9 protein-coding genes and 1 tRNA gene are annotated in these 14,535 nt (G+C 41.5%); 1 reads left to right on the top strand and 9 read right to left on the bottom strand.

Annotated features, from left to right (window positions below; genetic code table 11):
- Positions 1-105: 105 nt before the first annotated feature.
- From PSV17_RS10960 to PSV17_RS10930, 7 genes are all read right to left on the bottom strand, one after another.
- Positions 106-789, bottom strand: a complete 684-nt coding sequence (locus tag PSV17_RS10960) for a DUF4197 domain-containing protein (protein ID WP_300482536.1) — start codon at positions 787-789, stop codon at positions 106-108.
- Between the two features lie 181 nt (positions 790-970).
- Complete coding sequence (locus PSV17_RS10955; protein ID WP_300482651.1) at positions 971-3,424, bottom strand: glycogen/starch/alpha-glucan phosphorylase; 2,454 nt, start codon at positions 3,422-3,424, stop codon at positions 971-973.
- A gap of 243 nt (positions 3,425-3,667) precedes the next feature.
- Positions 3,668-3,907 (bottom strand): hypothetical protein, encoded by a 240-nt coding sequence (locus PSV17_RS10950; protein WP_300482534.1) that lies wholly within the window; start codon positions 3,905-3,907, stop codon positions 3,668-3,670.
- 184 nt (positions 3,908-4,091) lie between these two features.
- Entirely contained in the window at positions 4,092-4,709 is a 618-nt protein-coding gene (gene rpsD / locus PSV17_RS10945) for a 30S ribosomal protein S4 (protein ID WP_300482531.1), read from the bottom strand.
- A 58-nt stretch (positions 4,710-4,767) separates the two neighbouring features.
- Positions 4,768-5,082, bottom strand: coding sequence for a hypothetical protein (locus PSV17_RS10940; RefSeq protein ID WP_300482528.1), 315 nt, complete (start codon positions 5,080-5,082; stop codon positions 4,768-4,770).
- 189 nt (positions 5,083-5,271) lie between these two features.
- Positions 5,272-7,173: a molecular chaperone HtpG gene (gene htpG / locus PSV17_RS10935; RefSeq protein ID WP_300482525.1), complete on the bottom strand. Its 1,902-nt coding sequence runs from the start codon at positions 7,171-7,173 to the stop codon at positions 5,272-5,274.
- Between the two features lie 657 nt (positions 7,174-7,830).
- Entirely contained in the window at positions 7,831-10,104 is a 2,274-nt protein-coding gene (locus PSV17_RS10930; protein WP_300482523.1) for a TonB-dependent siderophore receptor, read from the bottom strand.
- 284 nt (positions 10,105-10,388) lie between these two features.
- On the opposite strand from PSV17_RS10930, the gene PSV17_RS10925 reads away from it, so the two are divergent.
- Positions 10,389-10,571: a hypothetical protein gene (locus tag PSV17_RS10925; protein WP_300482521.1), complete on the top strand. Its 183-nt coding sequence runs from the start codon at positions 10,389-10,391 to the stop codon at positions 10,569-10,571.
- Positions 10,572-10,997: 426 nt separating this feature from the next.
- Here PSV17_RS10925 and PSV17_RS10920 read toward each other — a convergent pair.
- Positions 10,998-11,087: transfer RNA gene (locus tag PSV17_RS10920), tRNA-Ser, on the bottom strand.
- Between the two features lie 313 nt (positions 11,088-11,400).
- On the bottom strand, positions 11,401-14,535 hold a 3,135-nt coding region (locus PSV17_RS10915), incomplete at its 5' end, for a tandem-95 repeat protein (RefSeq protein ID WP_300482519.1).

Here is a 14,535-nt window from a genome sequence, read left to right as displayed (position 1 = left end):
TACAAATTGCGAAAGCTGAATTCTATCAGATTGGCGGCGATTAAGCCTTAAATGCTTATTGCCGCCAACCAAGTTTAACGAAACTTTATTGCTAATAATTAGTATTTAATTATCAATTGACCCAAACACTTTCTTCAACAAACTACTTGCCTGACCAACAGGATCTTGGCGAATAGCAGCTTCTTCTTTAGCAATCATCAAGTACACGCCATCCAATGCTTTTTGAGTAACATATTGGTTAATGTTAACGTCCTCTTTTTTCACTAAGCCATATTTAGCGCCTTGCTTTGCGTATTTATTATATGAATCAGCCAACTGCACGTTAGCTGTCGCTTTCTCTACAACAGGTAAAAACTTTGCGGCCATTTGTGCTGAGGTGGTTTTTTTAAAGTATTGTGTTGCGGCATCTTGAGGGCCCGTCAAAATGGCTTTTGCGTCGGCTACCGTCATTTTTTTGATTGAATCTACTAATAAGGTTTTAGCTTCTGGCACGGCGGCTTCTGCAGCACGGTTCATTTTGAGCACTAGCTCGTCAGATTGTTTGCCCATGCCCATCATTTTCATGATCTTTTGCGCTTTTTGTAGCGAGCGTGGTAGTGGGATTTTCACTTCGCTATTGCCCATAAATCCATCGGTAGTACCGAGCATGCTTACAGCTTTATTAACGCCTTGGCTTAAGGCTTCTTTTAAACCATTACTGGCCTCTTTATTGCTTAAGTCGCTAACACCTAAGGCATTAGCGTGACTTGTGAATAAAACAAAACCTAATGTGGCTAAAAGTTTACGCATTTCCTTCTCCAATGAATGTCGCAATGCGTAAGCATAACGCTAAATGCTCGCATGCGCTTAAGCACTAATGATAATTTACGATTGCTTATTCTAATTTGTTAACCACAAAAAATACTGCCCTGCAAGCCTAATCATACTTGGCTTGCAGGGCAGTACTTATTAAGACTTCTAAATATTGAATCTAGGTCTTTACATGCCAAATATTTTTCGCATAATCGTCAATCGCACGGTCACTTGAAAATTTAGCCATATTTGCCACATTCAATATGGCTAAACGCGTCCATTCATCTTGATGTTGATACAGCTTGCCAACTCTGTCTTGCGTTTCTATATAACTTGCGTAGTCTGCAAGCAGCAAGTACTGATCGCCATTTTTAAGCAAATTATCAATAATCGGTTGATAACGGCTTGGTTCTTCCACAGAGAAGAAGCCGCTTGCAATCATATCTAACACTTGTTTGAGTTCAGGATTGCTATGGTAGTAGTCATATGGGTTGTAGCCGTTGGCTTTTACTTCCGCTACTTGCGGAGTGGTTAAGCCGAAAATAAAGATATGCTCATCGCCAACCTCTTCCATAATTTCAACATTCGCACCATCTAAAGTACCAATAGTTAAAGCGCCATTGAGTGCCATTTTCATGTTACCTGTACCGCTTGCCTCGGTACCTGCAGTTGAAATTTGTTCAGACAAATCACTACCTGGGAATAAAATTTCAGCTGCTGAAACTTCATAATTCGGGTAGTAGACCACTTTGAGTTGGTCACCAACCGCCAAATCTTCGTTAATAATGGCTGCGACATCATTAATTAAACGAATAATTTGTTTTGCCATCCAGTAACCTGGCGCGGCTTTACCACCAAAAATCACGGTACGAGGCGTAATGCCTTTTTCGCCATTACGAATGCGGTTATACAAAGTCACCACATGCAACACGTTTAATAATTGACGTTTGTATTCGTGAATACGTTTAATTTGCACATCAAACAAGCTATTAACGTTAACTTTAATGCCAGTTTTTTGCTCAATTTTAGCGGCTAGTCTAGCTTTATTTACCTGCTTGACCGCTGCAAAAGCCATTCTGAATTCGGCATCATTGGCTAAAGGCGTGATTTTTTTAATTAATGATAAGTCCTTTTGGAAGCCCGTTCCAATGACTTTTTCTAGCAATGCCGTTAAGCCAGGGTTAGCTTGATTTAACCAGCGACGCGGCGTAATTCCGTTGGTCACATTGGTCATTTTTCCTGGATAAATGCGATCAAAATCTGCAAATAGGTGTTGTCTAAGTAACTGGCTATGTAATGCCGCCACTCCATTTACGGTATGGCTACCCACCACGGCTAAATGCGCCATACGCACGCGGCGGCCATTGTTTTCATCAATAATGGAAACGCGTTTCAACAGCTCTGGGTCACCAGGGAAATGATGGTTGACCATGTGTAAAAATTCAAAGTTAATCTTGTAAATAATGTCTAAATGACGCGGCAATAGACGTGAGAATAAGTCTACCGTCCAGGTTTCTAGTGCTTCTGGCATGAGCGTGTGATTTGTGTAAGCAAAAATCTTTCCGACTAACTTCCATGCAAAATCCCACTCTAAACGATGGACATCTACCAATTGATACATCATCTCTGCAACACCAATTGAAGGATGTGTATCGTTAAGTTGAATCGCAATTTTATCTGGCAGAATCGCCCAGTCTGCTTGTTTTTTCATTTCATGCGTACTTAAGAAGCGACGCAAAATATCTTGAATGGAAGCTGAAACAAAGAAATATTGCTGCTTTAAACGCAATTCTTTACCCAACACCGAAACATCGTTTGGATATAAAACTTTTGAGATGCTTTCAGTATCGTTGCGCTCTTGCACGGCTTGCTCAAAATTGCCGTCATTAAAATGGCGTAGATCAAATTCACGCGCTGCTTTAGCTGACCATAAGCGTAAAGTATTGACGGTTTCGCCTCCATAACCTGGCACTGGCATATCATATGCCATAGCGACAACGTGTTCACTATCAACCCAGTGCTGTGAATGCTCTGAAAAAACCACATGCCCATAAAACTTAACGTCATAACTAGCTTCTGGACGTTGAAACTCCCAAATATTACCGTAGCGTAACCAGTTATCTGGGTTTTCTACCTGCTGGCCATTTTCAATAGTTTGCTTGAACATGCCATATTCATAACGAATGCCGTAACCTGTTGCTGGAATAGCCATAGTTGCCATTGAGTCTAAGAAACAAGCGGCTAAACGACCCAAACCCCCATTTCCTAAAGCAGCATCTGTTTCCATTTCTACAGTATTTTCTAAATCGCGCCCTAAACTAGCGATTCCATCTTTAAGGTCTTTGTCTATGCCCAAGTTTAGTGCAGCATTGCTTAACATACGCCCGATTAAGAACTCTAGCGACAAGTAATAAACGCGCTTTGGATCCTCTTTATAATAAGAATCAGCGGTTTTTACCCAACGCTCAACCACATGGTCACGTATCGTATAGCTAGCTGCATCATACCAATCTCTAGGTGTGGCTGCATCATTGGTTTTAAAGCTAGAAAAAATGAGATGGTTTTGTAAAGCTTGATCAATGGGTGAGAGCTTAGGCACTAAAGTTAACTTAGCTGCTTTTGTTTTAGGCATAGGTTTAGCACTGGTAGCGGCTGATTTACTCATGCCTTTAGGTTTTACTGCTGGGGTTAATGTGTCTTTCGCAATGGATGAAGTTGTAGCTTTAGGCTGATCTGGCGTTTTCATTAGCTGAACTCATTTAGTTGTTTATGTAAATATCATTCTAGCAAAGAATATGCCATGATAAGACCGCTAAATAAGCTACCAACTAATTTTTAGTTAATATTTTACGAATCTAAAACTACTAACTAACTTTTACTCTAGATTGAATTGATCATAATGAAATTCTGGTGACACTTTAATCGCCTTAAGTACCGACAATTTTATCGCAGCTTGACCTAAGATTGATTGTAAATTATGTAATGCGGTTAACTCTAAGTGCACGCTAATAGCGCCTAGCTGAACTTCAACAACTTGGCATCCCTCACAATATACAATTTGGCAACCTTCGCCACCCGCTAACACTATTTTTCGGCACACTTCATCTTCTCTCATTACCACATCCAGTCATCATTTGTTAGAAGGTAGATTTAATTACTTGTTTAAAAAAAGTGACCGGCTGACATGAATAAATTCAATGCGGTCATAAGTTAATACAAGGAGATGCACGTTGCCGTGCAATTACAGCTTTCTAGATTGATTCGCATCAACCTAATATCTAAGCCTGTGTTAGTCAGGCTTAAATTCGGTTTGAGTAATATTCAACAACTTGCTGAACATCAATCGGAAAAGGTACTTGGTCTGCATCTGGTAAGTGAGCCACTTTAATGCGCTTAGCGGTTTCATCCCATTGCAACCAATCGGGGCGATCTAATACTGGTTTGGCTAGAGTTTCAGCCACTAGAGGTATCTTTAAACTAGTCACTTTAAGTGTAACTTCATCCGATATTTTCACGCGCATTGACGGAATATTCGCCGACCGCCCATTCAAAATTACATGACCATGTGTAACTAATTGACGCGCCGAAATCACTGATGGAGCAAATCCTGCTCTAAAAATAACGTTATCTAAGCGGCGCTCTAATAACTGTAAAAAATTATCACCAGTCGGTTCGCTACCCTTACGCGCCTCAATAATCAAGCGGCGCATTTGTCTTTCAGTTAAGCCATAGTTGAAACGCAACTTTTGTTTTTCTTGCAATTTCACACCATAGTCAGACTTACGGCGACGTGTTGCTTTCATGCCATGCTGACCAGGCGGTGTAGGTCTTGCTTCTATGGTTTTACGGGATAAGCCTGGTAAATCAACCCCTAATGAACGCATAATTTTTAATCTTGGGCCTGTTAATCTTGACATATTATCTCTCTGTATTTTTAGCTAAAACTTTGTTTGCAATCGTTAATCTTCTATAAAACTAATGAAAAGATTCGCTCAAAGGTGTGGCATCTAAAAGGCTAGCTTGTTGCTCACGAACTATCTCCGCCCATTGATTCACAAGTCGTTTTGCCACCTCTGTCACCAAAGTAGATTCTGCGTATTGTGGCGCAGTCAGTTTGTGTGCCAGATCTGCAACCAACATCGCCAAATCCGCAGAAGGATGAACAATATATTGCGAACTCACACAGCAGATTGCCGCCATCACCGCATTTGCATTTGGCAAATCTGGGTCATATACGCCCGCACCATAACGTTGCTGAAGGTTATTTTGCTGTTTATTACAATTTGCCATCTATATTTCCCGTTGCTTAATATCACATACAAATGATAATGATTCTTATTTACATAGTCAACAACTAAAGTTAAAATTTATCTAATTCTTCACGTATTGATACAAATAAATAAAAAAAGTAAGAAAGAATAAAAAACCCGCCTAACTTACGTTAGGCGGGTTTTTATTAGATAAATTACTTATCGGTTATTAGCTAATTAGACTGTTCATACGTTTCACAAAGCTTGCTGGATCATTCAATGTTCCGCCTTCTGCCAACAAAGCTTGGTCAAATAACACGAACGCTAAGTCACTAAAAACCGCATCAGCATTCTCTGCCTCAAGACGTTTCACAAGTTTATGCGCTGGGTTGATTTCTAAGATAGGTTTAGCGTCTGGCGTATTTTGTCCTGCGGCTTTTAACATACGTGCCAAATTACCCGATAAATCATTCGCATCGCTCACCAAGCAAGCAGGTGAATCAGTTAAGCGGTGTGTCACACGTACATCTTTCACTTGATCGCCTAATGAATTTTTAATTTTCTCAACTAAGGTTTTGGCTTCTTCTTCAATTTGTTTTTGAATCTCTTTTTCCGTGTCTGATTCTAGTTTGCCTAAGTCTAAATCACCTTTGGCGATAGATTGCAGTTTTTTACCGTCAAACTCAGTCAAACTACCGAGTAGCCACTCATCAACACGATCAGACATCAGTAATACTTCAATGCCTTTTTTACGGAAGATTTCTAAATGTGGGCTGTGTTGCGCGGCAGCGAAACTTTCTGCCGTAATGTAATAAATCACATCTTGCTCAGGCTGCATACGCGCGATATAGTCTTTGAAAGAGACTTCTTGCACGTCAGTATCCGCCTTGGTTGAAGCGAATCTTAATAACCCAGCAATTTTGTCTTTATTAGCATAATCTTCGCCTGGACCTTCTTTCAATACACGGCCAAACTCTGCGTAGAATTTTGTGTAATCTTCTGTTTTATTCTCAGCCATATCTTCAAGCACACCCAAGATTTTCTTAGTCGAACCCGCTTTAATCGCATCCACATCGCGGCTCGACTGCAAAATCTCACGTGAAACGTTTAATGGCAAATCAGAAGTATCAATCACACCACGGACAAAACGCAAATACTGCGGCATTAACTTTTCGGCATCTTCCATAATGAAGACGCGTTTTACGTATAACTTAATGCCGTGGCGACGATCTCGGTCGTACAAATCAAACGGCGCTTTGCCTGGAATATAGAGCAGTGAAATGTACTCTTGTTTACCTTCTACGCGGCTATGTGTATAAGCCAGTGGATTTTCAAAGTCATGAGAAACGTGTTTATAGAACTCTTGATACTCTTCTTCTGTAATGTCGTTTTTGCTGCGCGCCCATAATGCTGACGCTTTATTCACCGTTTCATCTTCATCGGTTGCTATCTCAGCGCCCTCTTTCCATTCGGATTTTTTCATCACGATTGGTAAAGTAATGTGGTCTGAATACTTGCGAATAATGGTTTTTAGCTTCCAATCACTTAGAAACTCGTCTTCGCCCTCACGTAAGTGCAATACAATTTCAGTACCACGAGTCGCTTTATCTGCATCTTCTAATGTGAAGTCGCCCTCCCCAGCTGATTCCCAACGTACCGCTGTTGTGGCGCCAGCGCGACGTGTTGTTAAGGTCACTTTATTTGCAATAATAAAAGCTGAATAAAAGCCCACACCAAATTGACCAATCAAATTCGCATCTTTAGCTTGGTCGCCAGAAAGTGCATTAAAAAATTCTTTAGTGCCAGATTTTGCAATCGTACCAATGTTCGCAATCACCTCATCACGGCTCATACCAATGCCGTTATCATTAATGGTCACGGTGCGCGCGTCTTTATCGAAAGCAATACGAATCTTTAAATCGCTATCACCATCATAAAGTCCGCCATTACTCACGGCTTCAAAACGCAATTTATCCGCGGCATCGGACGCGTTAGAAATCAATTCACGCAACACAATCTCTTTGTTGCTATATAAGGAGTGAATCATCAATTGAAGCAATTGTTTCACTTCCGCCTGAAAAGCCATGGATTCTTTGGGATGAGTTTCTTTTTGGGTTGTCTCTACGGACATAAATTGAGCTCCTTGCTTGTGTATCGAAATTTGTGGGTTTAAGAATTTAGTTTATAAATTGAGGTTTAAAAACAATAGTCTATTAATGGGGATAACATTATAATTTTCAAGCGAGATATTTTTAATAGCCCTACTCCATTATTGGAAAAGCCTTTCCAATCTTGTGCTGTAATTCTGCGACATAGTTTCTAGCGGAATAATTAAATCTTATATTTGCGGTAACAGATAGAGAATCCTGTCAGAGGCTCCATAAATTAAGCTAAAGATGAGTCATAAGCTTGTACTATATAGATGAGATATTCCTAAAATTCTTAGCTTTAGAATCAAAGAGACTGAACCATAAATATAGCCAAAGCTTAAAATTAGAAGCTTAAAGCTACTAATTACTTCATGAGTTTTTATTCGGCAGATGAACTCAGGGGTGTAAGGAGTTTTGTGTTAATCGTCATTTTGCAGGAAACCGCATCTTTCAAAAAGGGATTAAAAATGACCCGACAAAAAGATTTACCCAACGAATGTTTTTATTGTTAGGTGTTGGGCTTCACGGGTTCAGCACCAAACTAAAGTTAACATTTGCTTGTTTAGATTTATCAATTATAAAAAACAAAAAAAAGCCCATACACGATGTATGGGCCTAATCAACCATGTAACTTGTAATTAAAAGTCGTAAATCAATGTCGCGCGACCTGTAATTGGTGAACCTGGTGTGATGTTATTGTTGTTATGTGCATAAAGCGCATATTCTTTATTGGTTAAGTTTTCAAGGTTGACTTGTAAGCGTGTGTTTTTGTTGAATTTCGCAAACACAGCTGCATCTAAGCGTGTGTAGCCAGGCAGTATTGTGCTTTGTGATGCGGTAGGCGTTGCTGCATACATTTCTGAACGACTTACTACACCAATAGCCGCACCCCACATTTCATTGAAGTCGTAACGATTCCACAATGAAAATGTGCGAGTTGGAGTTTGTGCTAGTTCTGCCCCTTTTAGTATGTCGCTACCAGGGTTTCTTGTACCATTAGTATTAAAGGCAAGTATATCCTTGGTTATTTTTCCGTCTTGAAATGCTATACCACCAATTACACTCCACTTGTCTGTAATATTGCCTGTCATTCCTAATTCAATACCTTTTGTTTCTTGACCATCAATCAGAATTGAATTCGCTGCAGGATTGCTTGGGTCAGCTATTAAAACATTTTCACGTTCTAATTTATAAACCGCAGCGGTGAATGCTAAGTTAGGGTTAACGTCCCACTTTGCACCCACTTCATAGTTAATGAATTTTTCAGGATCAAAACTGCTGTTTGTAATAGTAAGAGATGTGAGTTGATCACCTGCACGTGGTACATAAGAGATGCTGTAATTGCCATAGAGTGAAACTGCTTCTACAGGTTTAAAAATCAAACCTGCACGTGGAGATATAAAGTTATCACTGACATCAATTTTTTGATTAGCTATTTTATCTGTGAAATCTGTTTCAAATTTATCGTGTCTTAAACCCACAATTGCTTGCCATTTCGGCGTTAAAACAATTTGGTCTTGCATGTAAAAAGCAGTGACATCCACGTCACTTTTTCTATTAGTAGCCAAAACTGCAAAAGAAGCAGTAGGGACGAATGGATTGCTTGCAGGTTGTGTTCCTGTAGAGCCAGGAATGTTTGTTGAGCCTGTTGTTGGCTGGAAGCGCTTATTGTCTGTTTCTTGCTTAGCTAATTCCATACCAAATAACAATTTATGTTCAATAGAACCTGTTTTTACGTCAAACATCAAATCCGTTTGGTTAATGAGATTTTCACGATCTGTTTCATCGCGATAAGCACCAAATTGAACAGTGCCAGCATTGGTAACCGAGTTTCTAGCGAAAATGTTTTGATAAAACTTATCGTAATCTGCATAACGCAAGCGGTTACGTACAGTTAGACCGCTATCAAATGCATGTTCAATCATGGCGTTAAATGCTTTTGTTTCGGTTTCGTTAGGGCTTAATGCTGCATTACCAAAAAATTGGTCAGTATCGCCAATTTTATAAGGGCGGTTTTTCAAGCTTGAGTTACCTGCACCGTTCATGGATGGTATACCGCGGTCACTGGTGTGTTCATCTTTAAAGTATTCAACGCCTAATGTGATTTTAGTTTTATCTGAGGGTTTAACTGTAATCGTTGGTGTTACGCCATAACGTTTAAGTTCTACACCATCACGGTAAGAGTCCGAGTTTTCGTAAACCGCATTGATACGGAATGCGACTGCATCATTAATGGCTTGGCCAAAATCTGCTGAAATACGTTTTTGGTCATAAGCGCCATAGCTTGCCATGATTTGGCTAATGGGATCCCAGCCTGCTTCTTTAGACACACGGTTAATTGCACCGCCTGCACCGCCACGGCCAAATATCATGCCATTTGGACCTTTTAATACCTCGATGCGATCTGTATTGTAAACATCGCGGTAAGTTTGCACATCATCACGTACACCATCTAAAAAGAAGTCACCTGTTGTTTGATTCCCACGGAAAATCAGTGCATCACGATTACCTTCACCCTGTGCCGCTTGTACACCTGGTACGTAACGAACGGCATCTGCAATACTTTGAACAGATTGATCTTTAATTTGGTCTTGCGTGACGACAGAAATAGATTGCGGCACATCACGTAATTCAGTATCTGTTTTGGTTGCAGTTGTGCTACGTTTTGCGTTGTACCCGTTAACTGATTGCGTATCGCTAATTGCTGGCGCAGTAACCGCGACTTCTTGTAACTCAATGGTGTTGCTAGTGCTGGTTTCTGCTAATACTGAAGTTGGGCTAGCCATTAAAATCACGCTAGTACCGAGTAAAATATTTCGAATCGCTAGCGTTAACTTTGATAGTTCAAACTGATTTTTATGTTTGGTATTTTTAAGGACAGACTGTTGCGCGCTGGCTGCAATAAATTGCATTTCTAACTCCATTAAGATGATTGATAATTTTTTTGTAATATTAACACAAATGAGAATTGTTTTCATTAAGATTATCTCTAAATTTTGTATTTAAGGCTGTGAAATATCTAACGCAGCCTCATCACCATAAACTGAAATACAGTAATGAGCGCCTCATTTCTGTCATTGCATTAGGACGCGGAATTATTTACGGTTATGTGCGGAGTCAGACAGATACTATAAGCATTTCACTATATTGTCATTTATGTTTCGTAAGCTATCAATGAACCAGATAAGGACAAATAATGAAAAAGGAAAGAGTAAACGGGAAACTTGAGGCGGCAGTAAAAACTGGTATTGCGGCTGTCTTATCACAAGGATTTCATGAAGGCATCAAAGTAATGAAGGACAATCAAGTTCCAGTGGAAATTGCTGCGCGTGTGATTTTAAGCCCTAAATCTAGAAGATCTTCTGATGAAGTACCCTAATTGGATTAACGCCAGCAAACAACTTAATTATGTAGACAACTCTGAACTACAGTGCTTTCTTAATTTTGGTTAGTAGTGGTGCTGATTGCATTATTAGTCTGACATTGCTTGCGGAAAAACTAACTGATTATTTTTTAAAGTAATGAAAACTCAGAAATTAAAAATCCATACATTTTTTCATACCGTCAATTCCATGAGAAGTCCATTTTATCGGTGGGCTAAAAGCTATCATGGAGCATTTAAGTGTGGCTATGCCGAACTGCACTGACTTAAAATTGGGGTTAGTACTTCCCTTCCCCCAAATTACCCCACTCTATCGTTAGATAAGAAGTTGCCAGTTGTACACAAAAATTTCATCCAAAGCCTTGAATACTCTTGCATTTACTAAAGCTATTACTTTTTATGGTACGTGAGAAAACTAACTTTTGGCGGAGGAGGCGGGATTCGAACCCGCGACAGAGTTGCCCCTGTGCCACCTTTCCAGGGTGGTGCCTTCAACCGCTCAGCCACTCATCCGAATTTGAAACTTGATTTACATTTAGTAAACCGACGCATTATATCGCAGCGAGCCTAATCCTACCAATGCAAATCGAGTGAATATAAGCCGCCTTCATAAATAAAAAGTTCTATTCATTTAAATAGAACTTTTTATTTATTTTTTACGTATTTCAATGTGGCAGCAACTTCTGATTAACAGATTGTTAGCGTTATCTTCCATAAAATGGATTTTCGGCAATTTTATAGGTTACCTTAAGTCATAAGCTTTTGTATAAATTTACATGAGGTTTGAACCTCATGTAAATTAAAAAAAGCTTCTGGGTTTTTAAAGTTAATCTACTATTAGTTTATTGTTCGTTAACAAATTTTGTATAACCTGTTGATCAGTTGTCGAAGTGCCAATTAAATCAACATTTGTGAATACAATCTGTTGAACATCTTTAGCACTCAAGACGGCATCTGCACCAACCGTATTGTTATCACCGTAGGTACCGCTGCTAGTGATATGCAGAATGGTATCGCTGCCTGACTTCTCAAAATGCAGGTAATTATCAAGCGCATCTGCGGTTGTCGCTGTGCCAGTGATAAGGTCACGTAAATCCAGCACATCGCCCCCCGACGCTGCTGCTACCGTTGAAAACGTGGTGATGGTATCGATAGCTGGTGAACCTACGGTGCCAGCATCTGCCAAGTTCCAAACAAATACGTCAGAGAGAGAATCGTCCACACTGGCATTGCCGCCAGTCATAGTGTCGTTACCTGCACCCCCAGTAATCGTATCAGCACCTGTGCCACCAACCAAGATATCTTCGCCTGCACCACCATTTATAGTGTCACTTCCAGCGCCGCCATTGATGTAGTCGTTGTAACTGCCTCCTGTGTGGGTTGAGCTAGCGCTTCCACCAATAATAGTCACTGAAGTAGTTGATCCATCTACAGTTTCCAAAGTCATTGTGGGAGAGAAACCAGAGGTTAAGGCTGTACTGGTCGTTAAGTAGATTTTATCTACACTTGTAGTTGTAGAGGTGCTTAATAAACTGGTATAAGCACTTAAATCGTACACTCCTCCAACTGGTTGAATCTCCACATAAGTACCATTAGCAAGTACCACCGTGAGTGATTGTGTATCCGCTGGCAGATCGCTCAGTTTAAGGCTAGTAATGGTTTCTGATGGGTCTGGATTTATTGCATAAATATCTACTGGATATGAGTATCCACTACCTGTTATAGCAGCGTTCGCTGAAATAGCTGCAATCTGGAAGCCATCATTGGTGTCATTCAATGAATATGTTTTAGCAGTATCTGGCGCAATCGTAAAGCTCTTCATATCAGTGCTGATATTAAAGGTGGTCGCATCAGTACCACCATTATTGAATAAGTCACCATCGACTAATGCAGTCACATTTGCTGATGAAATAGTTTTGCCTCCTGTGTTGTATGACAAGCTCCAAGCGCCTCCAGATGAAACCGTAGCTATGAAAGGAGAACTCGTCGTACCATCTGTGTATTGAAGCACCAGACTAACCTGCATATTAGATGATGAAGGCGTCCCTTGTGCAGCAGGACATGTCACTTGCCCAGTGATGGTACCAGAACTGTTTAAATCAGGGACTTCCAACCCAGCAGTTAACTTAAGCGTGTCACTGGCTGTATTCTTTAGTTGCAATGACATAGATTGCATGCCTGATGGGAAACTAAAGATAATGGATTCAGACCCATCAATTCGATTGCTACCACCGCTCGGACCACCTTTAACACCCAGATCATTACCATTAGACAAGTTAAAGTTTGCGCCACTACCACTGGACATAATCACGCCATTACCAAAGGTAAAACTATTCACGCCATCAACACCAGATCCACCCGAACTCAAATCAATGGTGTTACTAATAGCCGCGCCAACTACAACCGACACACTATTTGGATCAGAAATAGGATCAGCAATAGGAGTGATAGTGATGTTCACAGTATCAGTGTCAGTCAATACATTGCCTGTGCCAGTGTTACCCTGGTCGCTAGTCACCATAGTTAGCTGCACTGTACCGCTAACATCTTTTGCTGGCGTGTAGGTCGGTTGATTAGTTGCACTTGCCAAATATGCGTTGATATTAGCCAAAGTACCGGTAAGCGTAATGCTGGTCGTACCAGAACCTGAAACTGTTACTACTCCCGTACCTGTGGCTGCGATAGTCCCATTACTTGATGGCACTGACAATGTAACAGTGATACTTCCTGTGCCTGCATCGACATCCGTTACAGATAAACCACTCAATTTAAGCGTAGTATCTTCATTGGTAGTGTAACTCGCAGGCATTGCATTCACTGGTACATCATTGACTGGACTAACATTAATGGTCACGGTGTCGACATCGGTTAGGGTGCCGCCGCTACCAGTGTTGCCGTTGTCGCTGGAGGTCATGGTAAGTGTGGCCGCACCATTGAAGTTAAGGGTAGGTACATAAATCACATTCGATGCCAGAGTGGTATTGATCTGTGCCACGGTACCAGTCAGCGTTACGCTGCTCGTACCGGAGCCAGCAATGGCTGCGGTGCCACCAGTCACGGTCAGGGTGCCATAGGTCATTGCCAATGTTACAGTCATACTGCTGCTGCCTGCATCAACGTCGCTAATAGAGAGGCCAGTAATAGCTTTGCTGGTATCCTCATTATTAGTTTGCGCAACTGGTACGGTATTAATTGGCGCGTCGTTAACGGCCGTAATCGTTAAGGTCAAGGTTGAGGTGTTGCTTCCGCCCACGCCATCGGCAACCGTGTAAGTGATCACGGGGATTGCGCCTGCGTAATTGGCGACTGGGGCAAAGCTGTAGCTGCCGTCACTGTTAATGGTGAGTACGCCTACCCCTGCAATGTTGGCGACACCTGGGGTGCCTGCTGTCACGGCAAATGGAGTGGCGTTGCCTGCCACTAGGAAGCTGGTGATGCTTAGTGGATTGTTGTCTGGGTCGGTTGCGTTGTTGAGTAGGTCTCCTACAGCGCCGTTGGCTACTGTTAAGGTGAGGTCTTCTGTGATGGAGTTGGTTTCATCGCCGTCTACTGGTGGGTTGTTTGCGCCGATAGTGAGGGTCAGGGTTGAGCTGTCTGTGAGTGGGTTCACTGCAGCGTTGTCGCTGACGGTGTAAGTCACTACGGGTATCGCGCCTGCGTAATTGGCTACTGGGGCAAAGCTGTAGCTGCCGTCACTGTTAATGGTGAGTACGCCTACCCCTGCAATGTTGGCAACCCCTGGGGTGCCTGCTGTCACCGCAAATGGAGTGGCGTTGCCTGCCACTAAGAAGCTGGTCACTGTTGGTGTGCTGCCGTCCACGTCGGTGGTGTTGGCGAGTAAGCTGTTAGGGCCTACTGGGACAGTGAGGGTGGCATTTTGTGTGACGATGTTCGTTTCGTTGCCATCGATTGGCGCGTCGTTAACGGCCGCTACGTTGATGACTTGGTTCGCGGTCGAGGT

It is taken from the genome of Methylotenera sp. (genome assembly GCF_029946165.1).
Lineage (GTDB): Bacteria > Pseudomonadota > Gammaproteobacteria > Burkholderiales > Methylophilaceae > Methylotenera.
The sequence above is the reverse complement of the archived record's forward strand: the minus strand, read 5'-3'. Positions and strand labels throughout refer to the sequence as shown.

What these genes read in the sequence shown, in the direction of transcription:
- PSV17_RS10940 (WP_300482528.1), bottom strand. Translation starts at nt 5,082, where the DNA reads ATGGCAAATTGTAATAAACAGCAAAATAACCTTCAGCAACGTTATGGT.
- PSV17_RS10925 (WP_300482521.1), top strand. Translation starts at nt 10,389, where the DNA reads ATGAAAAAGGAAAGAGTAAACGGGAAACTTGAGGCGGCAGTAAAAACT.
- PSV17_RS10950 (WP_300482534.1), bottom strand. Translation starts at nt 3,907, where the DNA reads ATGAGAGAAGATGAAGTGTGCCGAAAAATAGTGTTAGCGGGTGGCGAA.
- rpsD (WP_300482531.1), bottom strand. Translation starts at nt 4,709, where the DNA reads ATGTCAAGATTAACAGGCCCAAGATTAAAAATTATGCGTTCATTAGGG.
- htpG (WP_300482525.1), bottom strand. Translation starts at nt 7,173, where the DNA reads ATGTCCGTAGAGACAACCCAAAAAGAAACTCATCCCAAAGAATCCATG.
- PSV17_RS10960 (WP_300482536.1), bottom strand. Translation starts at nt 789, where the DNA reads ATGCGTAAACTTTTAGCCACATTAGGTTTTGTTTTATTCACAAGTCAC.
- PSV17_RS10955 (WP_300482651.1), bottom strand. Translation starts at nt 3,424, where the DNA reads ATGCCTAAAACAAAAGCAGCTAAGTTAACTTTAGTGCCTAAGCTCTCA.
- PSV17_RS10930 (WP_300482523.1), bottom strand. Translation starts at nt 10,104, where the DNA reads ATGCAATTTATTGCAGCCAGCGCGCAACAGTCTGTCCTTAAAAATACC.